Source organism: Nonomuraea sp. NPDC003560, from assembly GCF_042878785.1.
Taxonomy (GTDB): domain Bacteria; phylum Actinomycetota; class Actinomycetes; order Streptosporangiales; family Streptosporangiaceae; genus Nonomuraea.
Genome location: NZ_JBIAOF010000008.1, coordinates 46,238 through 60,008, shown reverse-complemented (window position 1 = coordinate 60,008; position 13,771 = coordinate 46,238). Strand labels below are relative to the sequence as shown.

General features: G+C 74.5%; 11 protein-coding genes. 4 read left to right on the top strand and 7 right to left on the bottom strand.

Annotated features, from left to right (window positions below; translation table 11 throughout):
- Positions 1 to 23: 23 nt before the first annotated feature.
- The 7 genes from ACFYUV_RS29095 to ACFYUV_RS29065 form a co-directional block, all read right to left on the bottom strand.
- Positions 24 to 1,337, bottom strand: a complete 1,314-nt coding sequence (locus ACFYUV_RS29095) for a cation:proton antiporter (RefSeq protein WP_387673364.1) — start codon at positions 1,335 to 1,337, stop codon at positions 24 to 26.
- A 149-nt stretch (positions 1,338 to 1,486) separates the two neighbouring features.
- On the bottom strand, positions 1,487 to 2,710 hold the full coding sequence (locus ACFYUV_RS29090; protein ID WP_387673362.1) for a cytochrome P450: 1,224 nt from the start codon (positions 2,708 to 2,710) through the stop codon (positions 1,487 to 1,489).
- Positions 2,711 to 2,736: 26 nt separating this feature from the next.
- On the bottom strand, positions 2,737 to 3,873 hold the full coding sequence (locus ACFYUV_RS29085) for a hypothetical protein (RefSeq protein WP_358295627.1): 1,137 nt from the start codon (positions 3,871 to 3,873) through the stop codon (positions 2,737 to 2,739).
- Positions 3,874 to 3,989: 116 nt separating this feature from the next.
- Positions 3,990 to 5,099, bottom strand: coding sequence for an NAD(P)/FAD-dependent oxidoreductase (locus ACFYUV_RS29080; RefSeq protein ID WP_387673359.1), 1,110 nt, complete (start codon positions 5,097 to 5,099; stop codon positions 3,990 to 3,992).
- Positions 5,096 to 6,106, bottom strand: coding sequence for a hypothetical protein (locus ACFYUV_RS29075; RefSeq protein ID WP_387673356.1), 1,011 nt, complete (start codon positions 6,104 to 6,106; stop codon positions 5,096 to 5,098). Before ACFYUV_RS29075 ends, ACFYUV_RS29080 begins: the two co-directional genes overlap by 4 nt.
- Before the next feature lie 263 nt (positions 6,107 to 6,369).
- A complete protein-coding gene (locus ACFYUV_RS29070; protein WP_387673354.1) occupies positions 6,370 to 7,479 on the bottom strand; it encodes a S1 family peptidase in 1,110 nt (369 codons plus the stop codon).
- Positions 7,480 to 7,666: 187 nt separating this feature from the next.
- Positions 7,667 to 9,436 (bottom strand): ATP-binding protein, encoded by a 1,770-nt coding sequence (locus tag ACFYUV_RS29065; RefSeq protein WP_387673351.1) that lies wholly within the window; start codon positions 9,434 to 9,436, stop codon positions 7,667 to 7,669.
- 24 nt (positions 9,437 to 9,460) lie between these two features.
- Between ACFYUV_RS29065 and ACFYUV_RS29060 the strand changes: the two genes are divergently transcribed.
- From ACFYUV_RS29060 to ACFYUV_RS29045, 4 genes are all read left to right on the top strand, one after another.
- Complete coding sequence (locus ACFYUV_RS29060) at positions 9,461 to 9,931, top strand: hypothetical protein (protein WP_387673349.1); 471 nt, start codon at positions 9,461 to 9,463, stop codon at positions 9,929 to 9,931.
- Positions 9,932 to 10,293: 362 nt separating this feature from the next.
- Complete coding sequence (locus tag ACFYUV_RS29055; RefSeq protein ID WP_387673346.1) at positions 10,294 to 11,049, top strand: 2,3-dihydro-2,3-dihydroxybenzoate dehydrogenase; 756 nt, start codon at positions 10,294 to 10,296, stop codon at positions 11,047 to 11,049.
- Between the two features lie 113 nt (positions 11,050 to 11,162).
- Entirely contained in the window at positions 11,163 to 12,257 is a 1,095-nt protein-coding gene (locus ACFYUV_RS29050) for an isochorismate synthase (protein WP_387673343.1), read from the top strand.
- The gene (locus tag ACFYUV_RS29045; RefSeq protein ID WP_387673340.1) at positions 12,244 to 13,770 is read left to right on the top strand and encodes a (2,3-dihydroxybenzoyl)adenylate synthase; all 1,527 of its coding nucleotides are present in this window, start codon (positions 12,244 to 12,246) and stop codon (positions 13,768 to 13,770) included. Before ACFYUV_RS29050 ends, ACFYUV_RS29045 begins: the two co-directional genes overlap by 14 nt.
- The last annotated feature ends 1 nt before the right edge of the window (position 13,771 follow it).

The window sequence follows — 13,771 nt, the reverse complement described above, 5'->3', positions numbered from 1 at the left end:
TGCCGTGCGAGTCGTCGTCCCCGTCAGCTCGCCGTGGTGGTCCAGGCGCGGTGGGCCGTCTCGCGGATCTCCTCGTCGGCGGTCTGCTCGACCCGGGCCATCGCCGCGCGCAGGATGGGCGGCGTCATCAGCGAGGTGACGATCGCGACCAGCACCACCAGCGTGTACGCCTCGACGCTGAGGATGCCCAGCCGCAGGCCGACCATGGCCACCACGACCTCGATCACGCCGCGCGCGTTGAGCCCGGCGCCCAGGGCCAGCGCCTCCCAGCGGTTGAGCCGGCTCAGCCGGGCGCCGGCGTACGCGCCGACGAACTTGCCGACGATCGCGACGGCCAGCACCGCGAGCCCGGCCAGCAGCACCGGCGGGCGGGTCAGCGCCGTCAGGTCCATCCGCAGCCCGGCGGTGGCGAAGAAGACAGGGGCGAAGCCGTACAGCGTCACCGTGCGCAGCGGCGCCAGCCGGGCCGGGTCCACCCGTCCCGCGCCGCCGATGAGCATGCCCATCACGAACGCGCCGAAGACCGACTCCAGGCCGAGCGCGTGCGTCCCCGCCGAGGCCAGCACGATCAGCATGATCGCCATGCCGACCGTCGGGCCCGCCTCGGGCGACCGGGCCGCCAGCCGCATCGCGCCGCGCACCAGCGGACGCCCGACGGTCAGGGCCACCACGACGATGGCCACCAGGTAGGCCAGCGAGGTGAGCACGGTGCCGGTGCTGACCGCGTTGACGGCCATGGCGCTGACGATCGAGAGCATGAACCAGCCGAACGCGTCGTCGATCATGCCGGCGGTGAGCGTGAGCTGGCCGATGTTGCGGTGCAGCAGCCGCATGTCCATCAGCGTCTTGGCCAGCACGGGGATCGCGCTCACGCACATCGCCACGCCCATGAACAGCGCGAACACGGTCGCGTCGGTGCCGTCGGGGACGATCATCCGGGGCAGCAGGAACCCGGTGGCGATGCCGAGCCCGAGCGGGATGACCAGGCCGCCCACGCTGATCCCGGCCGCGGTGGCCGCCCGCCGGCGCACCAGGTTCAGGTCCATGTGGATGCCGGTCAGCCCGACCAGCAGCAGCACGCCTACCTGCCCGACGGCGTCCAGCAGGTGGAACTGGCCGGGGTCGGCGGGGAAGAGCCAGCGCTGGAGGTCCGGCGCGACGTGCGCCAGGATCGACGGCCCGAGCACGACCCCGGCGAACAGCTCGCCCACCACGGCGGGCAGCCGGAACCGGGCCGCCAGCGCCCCGAGCCCCAGGGCCAGGCCGAGCAGCACTCCGATCTGCAACAGGAACACGAGCATGCCGTGCGCGCCGATGGGGGCGATGGGCGTCTGCATGAATACCCCTGGAGGTCGATCCTGGTTTCCGAACCCGGATATTCAGCAAAGAACGCCCGGCGCGGACGTCGCAACGGACCCGTTCACATGCGGCAATCTCCGAGAAGGCAGCCCATGAAGATCCGCACGCACGGAGAAACCGGCGGAGCTCAGCCGGTGGCGCGCGGGCCGAGCAGCACCGGCAGCGCGCGCACGCCGTTGTCCAGCAGCGAGGTGAGCCGGGGCAGGTCGTCCAGCGGCCCGGCGGCCCGGATGCCGGGGAACGTCGCGAACAGGGCCGGCAGCGCCACCTCGGCCTGCAGCCGGGCCAGCGGCGCGCCCAGGCAGAAGTGCGGCCCGTGCCCGAACGCCAGATGCGGCACGGCCGGCCTGGTCACGTCGAAGTCGGCGGCGTTCTCGCCGAACCGCTCGGGGTCGCGCCCGGCGGCGGAGAAGCAGGCCAGCACCGCCTCGCCGGCCCGCAGCCGGACGCCCTCGATCTCCAGGTCCTCCATGGCGTAGCGCATCGGGAAGTAGGCGTTGGGCGACTCCCAGCGCAGCGCCTCCTCCACCGCCGCGCTCCACGGCACGGCCCCCGAGCGCAGCAGTTCGAGCTGCTCGGGCCGGCCCAGCAGGGCGCGCACGGCGTGCGCGATGAGGTTGATCGTCGTGACGTGGCCGGCGATCAGCAGCACCTGCACGGTGTCCCGCAGCTCGGCGTCGTCCAGCCGGCCCTGGGCGTGCAGCGCGATCAGCTCGCTCGTCAGGTCCTCGCCGGGCGTGCCGCGCCGCACCTCGATGATCTCCCCGACCAGCTCGAACAGCGCCCTGCGACCCTCCGGGCTGTCCGGCGGGCTCTGGTCGAGCTGCACCACCTCGTCGGTGAGCGCGCGCAGGCGCTCGCGGTGGGAGTCGGGCACGCCCAGCATCTCGACGATGACGCGCAACGGCAGCGGGTAGGCGTACTCGGCGCGCAGGTCGACCGGCTCGCCCGGGGGCCGGGCCGCCAGGTCCTCCAGCAGGTCGCCGACGATGGAGGTGATCCACGGCTCCATCCGCTGCACCTGGCGCGCGCTGAACAGCTTGACCAGCGGGCCGCGCAGCCGCCGGTGGTCCTCGCCGTCGGCGTTGAGCATGGACGCGTCGGTGACGAGCCGCATCAGCGACGTGCCCTGAGGGGCCGCGGCGCGGGCCTTCGGGTCCCAGTAGCGGATGTCGCGCGTCATCGCCGGGTGCGACAGCACCGCCTCCAGCGTGGCGTGGCTGGTGGCGGCCCAGGCCAGCACCCCCTCCACCCGGACCGGGACGAGCGGGCCGGCCCGGCGCAGCCGCTCGTCGCTGTCGTGCAGGTCGAGGGTGGCCGGGTCGAGGACGAACTCGGGTTCCATGGTCATCCTGTCTGTCTGGTGCGGTCGGGCGGTCATCGGCTCGACGTCGCCCCGCTGTAGCGGCGGGGGAGGACCATGACCGGGTTGTCGTCGAGGATCACGTCCGGCGGCCCGAAGCGTTCGGCCACCCGGCGGATCTCGGGGTCGTCGAGCAGCAGCAGCCGGCCGTCGAGGACGAGCGGCTCGTCGTCGGCGTACAGGGTGGGCCGGTCGACCTGGCAGTCGCAGTGGGCGAAGCCGGGCGCGGTGGTGACGGCCACGCCGTCGGTGAGCGCGTCGAGCCCGCAGTAGAACGCGCCGGCGTGCTTCTCCCGCTCGAACTGGCTGCCGCCGGCCACCCGCACCTTCGGGTTCAGCCCGATCAGGGCGTGCCGCAGGTAGAAGCCGCCGGGGGAGAAGCGGCGCAGCCGGTCGGCGGCCGTCCCGCCCTCGATCTTCTGCACGACGTTGCCGGCCAGGTGGACGCTCAGCGGCTCCTCGGGCACGCCGGTCACCGTGCAGTCCTCGACGACGAGCACGCCCTCGGTGTCGGCGGGCCAGAAGTTGACGCCGCCGTACGGGAAGGGCCGCCACTGGCCGGGGCCCGGCGGCTCGGCGTCCGGCATGAGGGTCAGCCCGGACAGCGTCAGGTCCGTGCCGGCCGTCGAGGTGACCCGGATCCTGGTGGTCGCGGCCAGCTTCTCCAGCGTGCGGTGCGCCAGGGCGTAGAAGACCTCGTTGGGCAGGCGCGCGCCGGTGAGCAGCGCGCCCGCCGTGGCGCTCATGTGCAGGGACGCGAACCTGACCGGCAGCGCCGCGATCTCGTCGAAGAACAGCGGCGCGGTGTGCACCTCGCCCCACCAGGTGCAGGCGATGACGACGTCGGACGCCCCGACCGCCGCCCGCTCGACGTGGTGCCCGGCCCCGCTGTCCCAGCCGCCCGGGCTGAACGGCGCCACCGACAGGATGTGCACGTCGGCGTCCCGGTAGGCCGCCGCGGCCGCGATGGCCTGGACGACCACCGGGTCGACGGTGTGCTCGGCCAGCACCAGCACCCGCTCGCCCGGCGCCACCCGCAGGTAGTGCACCAGGTTGCGGGCGCCGGGCATGAGCTCGACGATCGAGTACGGCGCGGCCGTCGGCTCGGCCGCGTAGCCGACGGGCGCCGTGGCGTACGGATTCGTGGTCATCGTTGCCTCCCCCGGTGCCGGTCGTACCCGCTGCCGTGCCAACCCGCGGCAACGCCACGCCTCGATCACGGAAAGGATGCGGCGCCGGCGCGGGCGGCACGAGTCCGGGCGCGGTGTCAGCGCGAGCGTCGCCGCGACCCGGCCGACAGCTCGATCGGGTCGAAGCCGAACGCGTCCGCCGCGTCGTGGCCCAGGTACAGGTCACGGACCAGCTCCCCGGCCGCCGGGGCGTTGCACAGCCCGTGGCCGGAGAACCCGGTGGCGTACAGGAACGCCGGCGATCCGGGCAGCCGGCCGATGAAGGCCGACCGGTCGGGGCTGGCGTCCCTGGGGCCGCGCACCGCCGTCTCCAGCCCGGACAGGTCCAGGTCCGGGTACGTGGTGGCGAGCTGGGCCCTGGCCTTGACGAACCAGGCGTCCCGGTCGGTGCCGGGGTTGCCCATGCCGATCAGGATCCGGTCGCCGCGCCGGCGGATCAGCAGCCCGCTGGCGGCGTGCAGGGTGACCGGCATGTCCGGCACGTCGGGGAGCGGGCCGGTGGTGAGCAGTTCCTGCACCGCCGGCCCGGTCAGCGGCAGGTCCACGCCCGCCGCCGAGGCGATCCAGCCCGACCAGGCGCCGGCCGCGCACACGATCGCCTGCGCGGTGAGCGTGCCGTCCGCGGTCTCGACCCGTCCGGTGGCCGGATCGACGGCGGTGACCGGGCAGCCGGTGCGCAGCGAGGCCCCCGCCCGCGCCGCGCCCTCCGCGTACGCCTCCACGATGGCGGCCGTGTCGCTCACGAACGCCTGCGGCGACCACGCGGCCGCCAGCAGCGACGGCTCCTCGACCAGCGGGTTGAGCCGCCGGGCCTCCTCCGCGCCGATCAGTGACACGTCCACGCCCGCGGCCCGCTGCGCCGGCAGCTCGGCCTCGAACCTGTTCACCTGCTCCCGTTCGGTGAACAGCACGAGGTAGCCCACCTGCCGCATCGGCAGCTCGGCGCCGGGCCAGCGCGGGAACGACTGGTAGGCCGACAGGCTGCGCACCGCCATGGCGGAGCTGACCGGGTCGCCGGAGAAGTAGGCGCGCAGCACGTCCGCGGTGGCCCGCGAGGCGCCGGAGGCCAGGTCGTCGCGTTCCAGGACGACGGTCTCGACCCCCGCCTCGGCCAGGTGGGCCGCGATCGACAGGCCGATCACGCCGCCGCCGATGACCACCACCTCGGCCCGGTCGGCCTGGCTCATGCCGGGGCCACCGTCCCGCTCTGGAAGGGAGCCAGCATCGAGCGGGAGATCGGGGCCACCGAGCCGTCCGCGCGCAGGTGCTCGTCGACCTGCCACGGGAAGAGCTGGAGGTTCCAGGCGCCCAGGCAGTTGACGTACAGGGCCATGTGGCTCATGAGCGCGACGAAGTCCTCGCGGTCCTGGAGCTGGTCGGCGACCTCCAGCGCGCGCTCGGTGAACTGGTGCAGCTTGTTCAGCCCGCAGTAGCCGAGGAACTCGGCCGGGGTGGCGGCCATGATGCGCGCCATCTGCTGCAGGAACTCCAGCGGGAGCTGCTGCTGCTGGGCGGCCCTGACCAGGCCGGAGTAGCAGCAGTAGCCCAGCGGGCGGGTCTCGCCGTTGACGAACAGCATCGTGGTCAGCGTGGTGCCGAAGCTGCCCGCGCCCGAGGCGATCCGGCCCTCGTGCAGGTCGACCAGCTCCTGGGGCGGGTCGAGCCAGATGCGCTCGATCTCGTCGTGCAGCTCGGCGAGGAGCTGCTCGGCCTCGGTGTGCCGGGCCGTCGGACGGCGCAGCTGGTGGCCGCCGCCGTCGCCGGCCCTGCGCACCTCGACGATCACGGGCTCGCCGCCGGAGTACACCGACTGCCACACCGCCTTCCCGGCCTCGGCGAGCGCGTCGAGGTCCTCCTCGCGGACGGTGCCGATGGGCGTGGCGGGCATGGGCTCGCTCAGCGGGCCGTACTTGATGCCGAGGTGCTGGAGACGGGAGCAGAACACCGATCCGTCGGGCGCGATCCGCCGGTCGATCTTGTGGACGCCCGGGACGTGCAGCAACTCGGGCATCGGGGCCAGATGGTAGAGGTGGTGGCCCGCCACGAGGGCGTGGCCTTGCAGGCTGCGGTAGGGCAGGGTCCGCCACAACGCGTCGGCGAGGTCGCGGTTGCGTCCGTCAAGGTCTGCTGTGACCGATACGCCGATGGTGGGCCAGAGAATTTCGATCTGCCGCTCAGTGGCCGATGTGTTCATAACGCGGACAGTAACACAGTCGTTACGACCAGTAATGGAGGGGGTCGGACGGCGGCCGGAGGGGGAATTGTCCGGGAAGAGGGCGCCATGGCGGTCGTCGCGCGCGCCGGCGGAGGAAGTTTGGCGCCCCAGTCGTTGCCGACTGGGGCGATGCCCACATTAGGGCGTTTTGTCTGTTTTGTATAGGTTCTTTTACGCGAACGTGCGGGCCGCGCCTGCACGCGGCCCGCACAGAGATCGGCTCACCCGCTGTCAGCGGCCGATCAGAAGACGTTCACCCCGTAGGCGCTCAGCGCCTCGGTGACCGGCTGGAAGAACGTCGTCCCGCCGCTGGAGCAGTTGCCGCTGCCGCCGGAGGTCAGGCCGAGCGCGACGCCGCCGGAGAACAGCGCGCCGCCGCTGTCGCCGCCCTCGGCGCACACGTTGGTCTTGATCATCTGGCGTACGGTGCCCTCGGCGTAGTTCACGGTGGCGTTGAGCGCCGTCACCGAGCCGCTGTGCACGTGCGTCGTGCTGCCGCTGCGCTGCACGGACTGGCCGACGTAGGCGTTGCCCGCGCTGGTGATGTCACGCGAGCCGCTGTAGAGGTCCACGCCGCCCGGGTGGGCGATGCTGGTGTTGGTGTACTTGACGATGGCGTAGTCGTTGCCCGGGAAGCTGGATCCCGTCGTGTTGCCCAGGGTCGTGGTCTTCGCGGAGTTGGCGTACCACGTGGAGGCGATGTTGCCGCAGTGGCCGGCGGTCAGGAAGTAGTAGGTCGAACCGCTGACCACGTTGAAGCCCAGCGAGCAGCGGTACTGGCCGCCGTAGATCGCGTCGCCGCCCTGGATGAAGAGGCTGAACCTGCCGGGCTCGTTCTCGACGCGCACCGCGGGCGTGGCCGCCTCGGCGCTCTGGCCCTGCGCGGCGGCCGCCTGGGTGTTGGCCTGCTGGACCGCGATCTGGACCTTGGTGCGCGCGCTGCTCGCGACGGTGCTGTCCACCCAGACGACGACCTGGTTGGAGGCCGGGTCGACGGCCCACGCGGTGCCGGGGACGGCGGCCGTGCGGTCGAGGAAGGACATGATGGCGTCGAGCGCGGGGCCGCTGCGGGACACGACCCGCGGCACGGCGCCCGAGGCGGTGATGGCCTCGGCGTCGGCCGGATCGGTGGTGGTGACCACCATCTTGCCCTGTGCCTGGTCGAAGTAGGAGCCGGCGGTGCGGGCGCCGAGCTGCCCCTCCAGCCTGGCCGCGGCGGCGGCCGGGTCGGCGGCGGGCTGGGCCGGCGCGGGCGATGCCTGGGCGGGTACGCCCGTGACCGCGCCGGTGAGGAGTCCGGCGGTGGCGACGATCAGTGCGGCGCGCCGGATCCGTAAGCCATGGATGCTCACTGGAGCCTCCTGAGGGTGGGGTGACTTGCCCGCAAATATGAACAAAATCCCCAAGGAGGGCAAGGGGCTGTCATACTGATTTTTTGACCGGGAGTAATAGCTCAAGGAAGGGGCGCGGCCACCTCAGGCGCGCTGCTGACCTGGCGTTATGTTCCGGCACATGAGATCGCATCGGCCCGAGCAGGACTCATGAAAAGTTCGACCCGGCATTTTCGGCGATGTCAAGAAAGTTGTTTGTGCCGTGCAGGAACGTCGCGGCGAAGGCGTCCCGGCCCAGCACGGCGACGGCGGACGCGGTGATCCGCTCCACGTCGCCGCGTTCGGCGGCCGGCAGCGGGGCGCCCACGCTGCCGCGCAACCCGTCGGCCGCGCCGAGCAGCAGCGCGGCCCGTTCCGCCGCCCCGGCCAGCGCCGCCGCTCCGGCCAGACCCTCCAGGGAGAGCGCCAGGGTCCGGGGCTCACCGGTCGAGCGGGCGATCTCCAGGCCGCGCCGGTGGCTCGCCGCGGCCGACTCGTGATCGCCGCGCAGCTCGGCCACGAACCCCAGCTCGGCGTGGACCAGGTGCGCGCCCGCGGGTGAGGAGGGATAGACGTCGCGCAGGCGGGCCAGGAAGGACTCGGCGGCGTCGAGATCCCCGGACCGCCGGGCGCCCAGGGCCAGGCCCATCACCGCGTGCACCTCGCCGTAGAGGTGGCCCTGCCGCGCGGCCAGGTCCCGTGCGCGCTCGTGCAGGTCGCGGGCGCGGTCCCAGTCGCCGGCCAGCAGCGCCAGGCGGCCGAGCCCGGAGTGGCGGACCGACAGCTCGCCCGCCAGGCCCAGCTCCTCGGCGATGCGCAGACCCTCCTCCTGGAGCCGGGCCGCCTCGGCGTGATCGCCCTTGATCTCGGCGACGGACGACAGCGGCGGCACGGTCTGCAGCTCGCCCCAGCGGTCGCCGAGCTCGCGGAACAGCTCCGCGCCGCGGCGGGCGTCCCGGTCGGCTCCGGCCAGGTCGTCGCGGAGCATCGCGTGCGTGGCGCGCAGGGCCAGCGTGGCGGCGGTGGTCCACCGGTCGCCGGACGCGGCAGCCACGTCGAGCGCGCCCGTGCCGGGGTCGCCGGCGTTGAACAGGGCGTAGGCGTACAGCCAGGCCAGATGTCCCGGCACGGCCGCGCCGTCCGGGGCGGGAACGTCGCAGGACGCCGGGCCGGGGCGCTCCCCGGTCAGCAGCCGGAACGCCGCGTGGGCCACCTGCGCGCCGGCCGACCCGGGGGCCAGGGCGCACACCCGCGCCAGGCTGCGGCGGCCCTCGTGCAGCCGGCCGCGCAGCAACCACCACCACGACAGGGCGGCGGCCAGGCGCCCGGCCAGGACGGCGTCGCCGGTCCCGACCGCCGTCTCCAGCGCCGCGCGCAGGTTGGCGGCCTCGGCGTCGAGCCGGGCCAGCCACTCCCGCTGGCCGGGGCCGCGCAGCTCGGGCTCGGCGCGCTCGGCCAGGTCCGTGTAGTAGCGCAGGTGCCGGCCGCGCGCCTCGCCGAGGTCGTCGGCCTCGCCCAGACGTTCGGCGGCGTACGCGGCGACCGACTCCAGCAACCCGTACCGGGGGCCCGCGGGGCCGTCGGTCATCACGGCGAGCGAGCGGTCGACCAGCCTGGTGACCAGGTCGAGGACCTCCTCGGCGACCACGCCGTCACCCGGGCACACCGCCTCGGCGGCCTCCAGCGTGCAGCCGTCGCGGTGGACGGCCAGGCGGCGCAGCACGACGCGTTCGGGCGTGCTGAGCAGCTCCCAGCTCCAGTCGATCACCGCGCGCAGCGTCCGCTGCCGCTCCGGCGCGCCGCGGCGTCCGCGGGTGAGCAGCGCGAACCTGTCCTCCAGCCGCACCGCCAGCTCCCGTACGCCGAGCCCGCGGACCCGGGTCGCGGCCAGTTCGAGCGCGAGCGGCAGGCCGTCGAGGCGGCGGCAGAGCTCGGCCACCAGCTCGCGGGTCTCGTCGTCGAGGTGGTGCGCGCGGTCGCCGCCGCCGTCGGGCCGGAACGGGTCGGCCTGCGGCTGTCGCCCGGGTTCCCCGGGCAGGGGATGAGCGAGAGCGACACCGACGTGCTCTACCCGGCGCTCGTCGAGGAGCTGTCCGGCCTCGGGCTGGCCTACCTGCACCTGGTGTGGGCCAAGCCGGACCAGCCGCTCTACCGGCGGCTGCGCGCCGCCTGGCCGGGCGCGCTGATCGCCAACCCGGCCCAGCCCTGGCCGGGCCCGCTGCCCGCCGACGGCGGCCGGCGCGAGGCGGAACGGCTGCTCGACGCGGGCGCCGACCTGGTGTCGCTCGGACGGGCCTTCCTGGCCAACCCCGACCTGCCCGAGAGGCTGGCCGCCGGGGCCGCGCTCAACCCCGTCCGCATCGAGCACTGGTACGGCGGCGACCACACCGGCTACACCGACTACCCGACCCTGCGCCAGCCTGCGCCGGCCTGAGACCACCTGCTCGCACCGGCGGGGGGGGGGGGGGGGGGCCCCCCCCCCCCCCCCCCCCCCCGCGCGGGGGGGGGGGGGGGGGGGGACCCCCCCCCCACCCCCCCCCCCCGGCCCCCCCCCCCCCCCCCCCCGCCCGCCCCCCCCCCCCCCCCCCCCCCGGGGGGGGGGGGCCCCCCCCCCCCCCCCCCCCCCCCGCCGCCGTTTCGCGTCTCCGACCTGCGGTGACATCCCCGATCTCGCTCCTCACGCGGCTTTCCCGACGGCCCTCGCCGGGTCCGGACGGCGGTCTTGACAGACCGTCTCTTTGCCTTCAAATTAGGCAAGGCTTACCTAACTAAAGCATTCGGGGAGGACGTGCCGCAATGGACGGGATCGACGGCGGGATCGCCTTGGTGACCGGCGCGGCCCGCGGCATCGGGGCGGCCGTCTGCGCCGCCCTGGCCGGGGCCGGGGCCGTGGTCGCCGCGGCCGACCTGCGACCGGTGACCGGCGGCGACGGGCGGCCGTACCGCGTGGACGTGCGCGACCCGCACGACGTCGAGCGCGTCGTCGCGGCGGTCGAGCGGGACCTCGGCCCGATCGCGATCCTCGTCAACACCGCCGGCGTGCTGCTGCCCGGCGAGGTGGACGGCACCGGCGACGACCACTGGAGGCAGAGCTTCGCCGTCAACGCCGACGGCGTCTTCCACGTCTCCCGCGCCGTCGCCCGCCGCATGACGCCGCGGCGGCGGGGCGTGATCGTCACCGTCGGCTCCAACGCGGCCGGCGTGCCGCGCGTCGGCATGGCCGCCTACGCCGCCTCCAAGGCGGCGGCCCGGATGTTCACCCGCTGCCTCGGCCTGGAGGTCGCCAGGCACGGCATCAGGTGCAATGTCGTCTCACCCGGCTCGACCGACACCGCCATGCTGCGCGCCCTGTGGGACGGCGCCGACCCCGACGAGGCGCTGTCGGCCACCCTGCACGGCGACCCGGCCGCCTTCCGCGTCGGCATCCCGCTCGGCCGGGTGGCCGACCCGGCCGACGTGGCCGACGCGGTGCTGTTTCTCTGCTCGGCCCGCGCCAGGCACATCACCATGCACGACCTCCTCGTGGACGGCGGCGCCACCCTCCACGCCTGACCCCTCCCGAGCCCGCCCCCCCGTGAGCCCGCGGCGTCCGAGCCCGGACCGCCCGGCATGGGGCCGAACCCGATGGACCGACCGAGATTGGACCGATCGAGATTGGACCTCCCTTGCATCTGCTGACAACCGCGGCGGATCCGCTCGCGGGCTACGACCGCGCGGAGTCGGTGCTGTTCGCCTCCGCCCGCGGCACGCTGCTCACCCGCGGGGTGCGCGGCGTCGCCGCCGGCGACCTGGCCACGCTGGCCGGCAGGGTGGACGGCCCGGCAGCCGGGGCCATCGGCTTCGACGGCACGGCCCACCTGATCCTGCCCGAGTCCGAGACCTGGTCGCCGCCGCTGCCGCCGGGCGCCGCCCCGCTGGTCAGCGGCGGCTGGTGGAGCAGGCGGGTGCCCGAGCCGGCCGCGTACGCCGCCGCGGTGCGCAGGGCGCTGGCCGAGCTGGAGCGCGGCGGCCTGGCCAAGGTGGTGCTCGCCAGGACCGTGGAGCTGCGCTCGGACGAGCCGATCGACCTGCCGGGGCTGCTGCGCCCGCTGCTCGGGCACGGCTACTCCTTCGCCGCGCCGCTGCCCGGCGGCCGCACGCTCACCGGCGCCAGCCCCGAGCTGCTGGTCTCCCGCCATGGGCGCGCGGTGGTCAGCAACCCGCTGGCCGGCTCGGCGGCCCGCTGCGCCGACCCCGCCGAGGACCGGCGCAGGGCCGCCGCGCTGGCCGCCTCCGCCAAGGACCTGCGCGAGCACCGGCTGGTCGTGGAGGCGGTCGCGGACGCGCTCGCGCCGTACTGCGCGGGCCTCCAGGTGCCCGTCACACCCGAGCTGACCTCTACCGAGACCATGTGGCACCTGTCCACCCGCGTCACCGGCACGCTGCGCGACCCCGACACCCGCGTGCTCGCGCTGGCCGCCGCCCTGCATCCGACGCCCGCCGTCTGCGGCACGCCCGAGTCCGGGGCGCGGCGGATGATCGAGGAGCTGGAGCCGTTCGACCGCGGCTTCTACGCCGGGCTGGCCGGCTGGACCGACGCCGCCGGCGACGGCGAATGGGCCGTGGCGATCCGCTGCGCCGAGGTGGCCGAGCACACCCTGCGCCTGTACGCCGGCGCCGGCATCGTCACCGGCTCCGACCCCGAGGCCGAGCTGGCCGAGACCGCCGCCAAGTTCCGCACCATGCTGCGCGCCCTGGGGGTCTCCGATGCACTGGCCTGAGGAGGAGGCCGCGCGGTACCGGGCGGCCGGCTACTGGCGCGGCGAGACGTTCGGCGGCCTGCTGCGCGACCTGGCCGCCGCGTACGGCCCCCGCCCCGCCCTGATCTCGCCCACCGCCCGCTGGACCTTCCGCGACCTGGACGAGCGCGCCGATCGCCTGGCCGCCGGGCTGCGCGCGAGCGGCATCCGCCGCGGCGACCGCGTCGTGGTCCAGCTCCCCAACGTGCCCGAGTTCCACCAGGTGTGCTTCGCGCTGTTCCGGATCGGCGCCTGGCCGGTGTTCGCGCTGCCCGGCCACCGCTCGGCCGAGATCTCCTACTTCTGCTCCTTCACCGAGGCCGCCGCCTACATCTGCCCCGACGACGAGCACCGGGCCTACGCCCCCGGCACGCCCGCGCACGTCCTCGGCGAGCTCCCCGAGACCGACCCGGACGAAGGCGACCCGAGCGAGAGCGGCCCACACCGCCCCGCGCCCGGCGACGTCGCCTTCTTGCAGCTGTCCGGCGGTAGCACCGGCCTGCCCAAGCTCATCCCGCGCACCCACGACGACTACATCTACAGCTTCCGCGCCAGCGCCGAGATCTGCGCGCTGCGGCCGGACAGCGTCTACCTGTGCGCGCTGCCCGCCGCGCACAACTTCCCGATGAGCTCGCCCGGCGTGTTCGGGGCGCTGAGCGCCGGGGCCGCGTCCGTGCTGGCCCCCGACCCCAGCCCCGGCACCTGCTTCCCGCTCGTCGAGCGCGAGCGCGTCACGATCGCGGCGCTCGTCCCGCCGCTCGCCCTGGTCTGGCTGGACGCCGCCGCCACCACCGGCCACGACCTGTCCAGCCTGGAGGTGCTCCAGGTCGGCGGCGCCAAGTTCGGCCGGGAGGCGGCCAAGCGGGTGCGGCCCGAGCTCGGCTGCACGCTCCAGCAGGTGTTCGGCATGGCCGAGGGCCTGGTCAACTACACCCGCCTGGACGACGACGAGGAGACCATCGTCGCCACCCAGGGCCGTCCCATCTCGCCCGACGACGAGATCCGCGTCCTGGACGACGACGGCCGCGACAGCGACCAGGGCCACCTGCTGACCCGCGGCCCGTACACCATCCGCGGCTACTGGCGGGCCGAGGAGCACAACAGGACCGCCTTCACCGACGACGGCTTCTACCGCACCGGCGACATCGTCCGCCGCACCCCCACCGGCCACCTGGTCGTCGAGGGACGCGCCAAGGACCAGATCAACCGGGGCGGCGAGAAGATCTCGGGCGAGGAGGTCGAGAACCACCTGCTGGCCCACCCGGCGGTCCACGACGCCAGCGTGGTCGCCGTGCCCGATCCCTACCTGGGGGAGCGGGCCTGCGCCTACGTCATCTGCCGCGGCGACCCGCCCAGCGGGGCCGAGCTGCGCGCGTTCCTGCGCGGGCGCGGCATCGCCGTCTTCAAGATCCCTGACCGGTTCGAGTTCGTCGACGCCTTCCCGCAGACCGCGGTCGGCAAGGTCAGCAAGCGCCACCTCCGCGAAAGGACATGAC

What these genes read in the sequence shown, in the direction of transcription:
- ACFYUV_RS29090 (WP_387673362.1), bottom strand. Translation starts at nt 2,710, where the DNA reads ATGACCATGGAACCCGAGTTCGTCCTCGACCCGGCCACCCTCGACCTG.
- ACFYUV_RS29080 (WP_387673359.1), bottom strand. Translation starts at nt 5,099, where the DNA reads ATGAGCCAGGCCGACCGGGCCGAGGTGGTGGTCATCGGCGGCGGCGTG.
- ACFYUV_RS29095 (WP_387673364.1), bottom strand. Translation starts at nt 1,337, where the DNA reads ATGCAGACGCCCATCGCCCCCATCGGCGCGCACGGCATGCTCGTGTTC.
- ACFYUV_RS29055 (WP_387673346.1), top strand. Translation starts at nt 10,294, where the DNA reads ATGGACGGGATCGACGGCGGGATCGCCTTGGTGACCGGCGCGGCCCGC.
- ACFYUV_RS29075 (WP_387673356.1), bottom strand. Translation starts at nt 6,106, where the DNA reads ATGAACACATCGGCCACTGAGCGGCAGATCGAAATTCTCTGGCCCACC.
- ACFYUV_RS29045 (WP_387673340.1), top strand. Translation starts at nt 12,244, where the DNA reads ATGCACTGGCCTGAGGAGGAGGCCGCGCGGTACCGGGCGGCCGGCTAC.
- ACFYUV_RS29085 (WP_358295627.1), bottom strand. Translation starts at nt 3,873, where the DNA reads ATGACCACGAATCCGTACGCCACGGCGCCCGTCGGCTACGCGGCCGAG.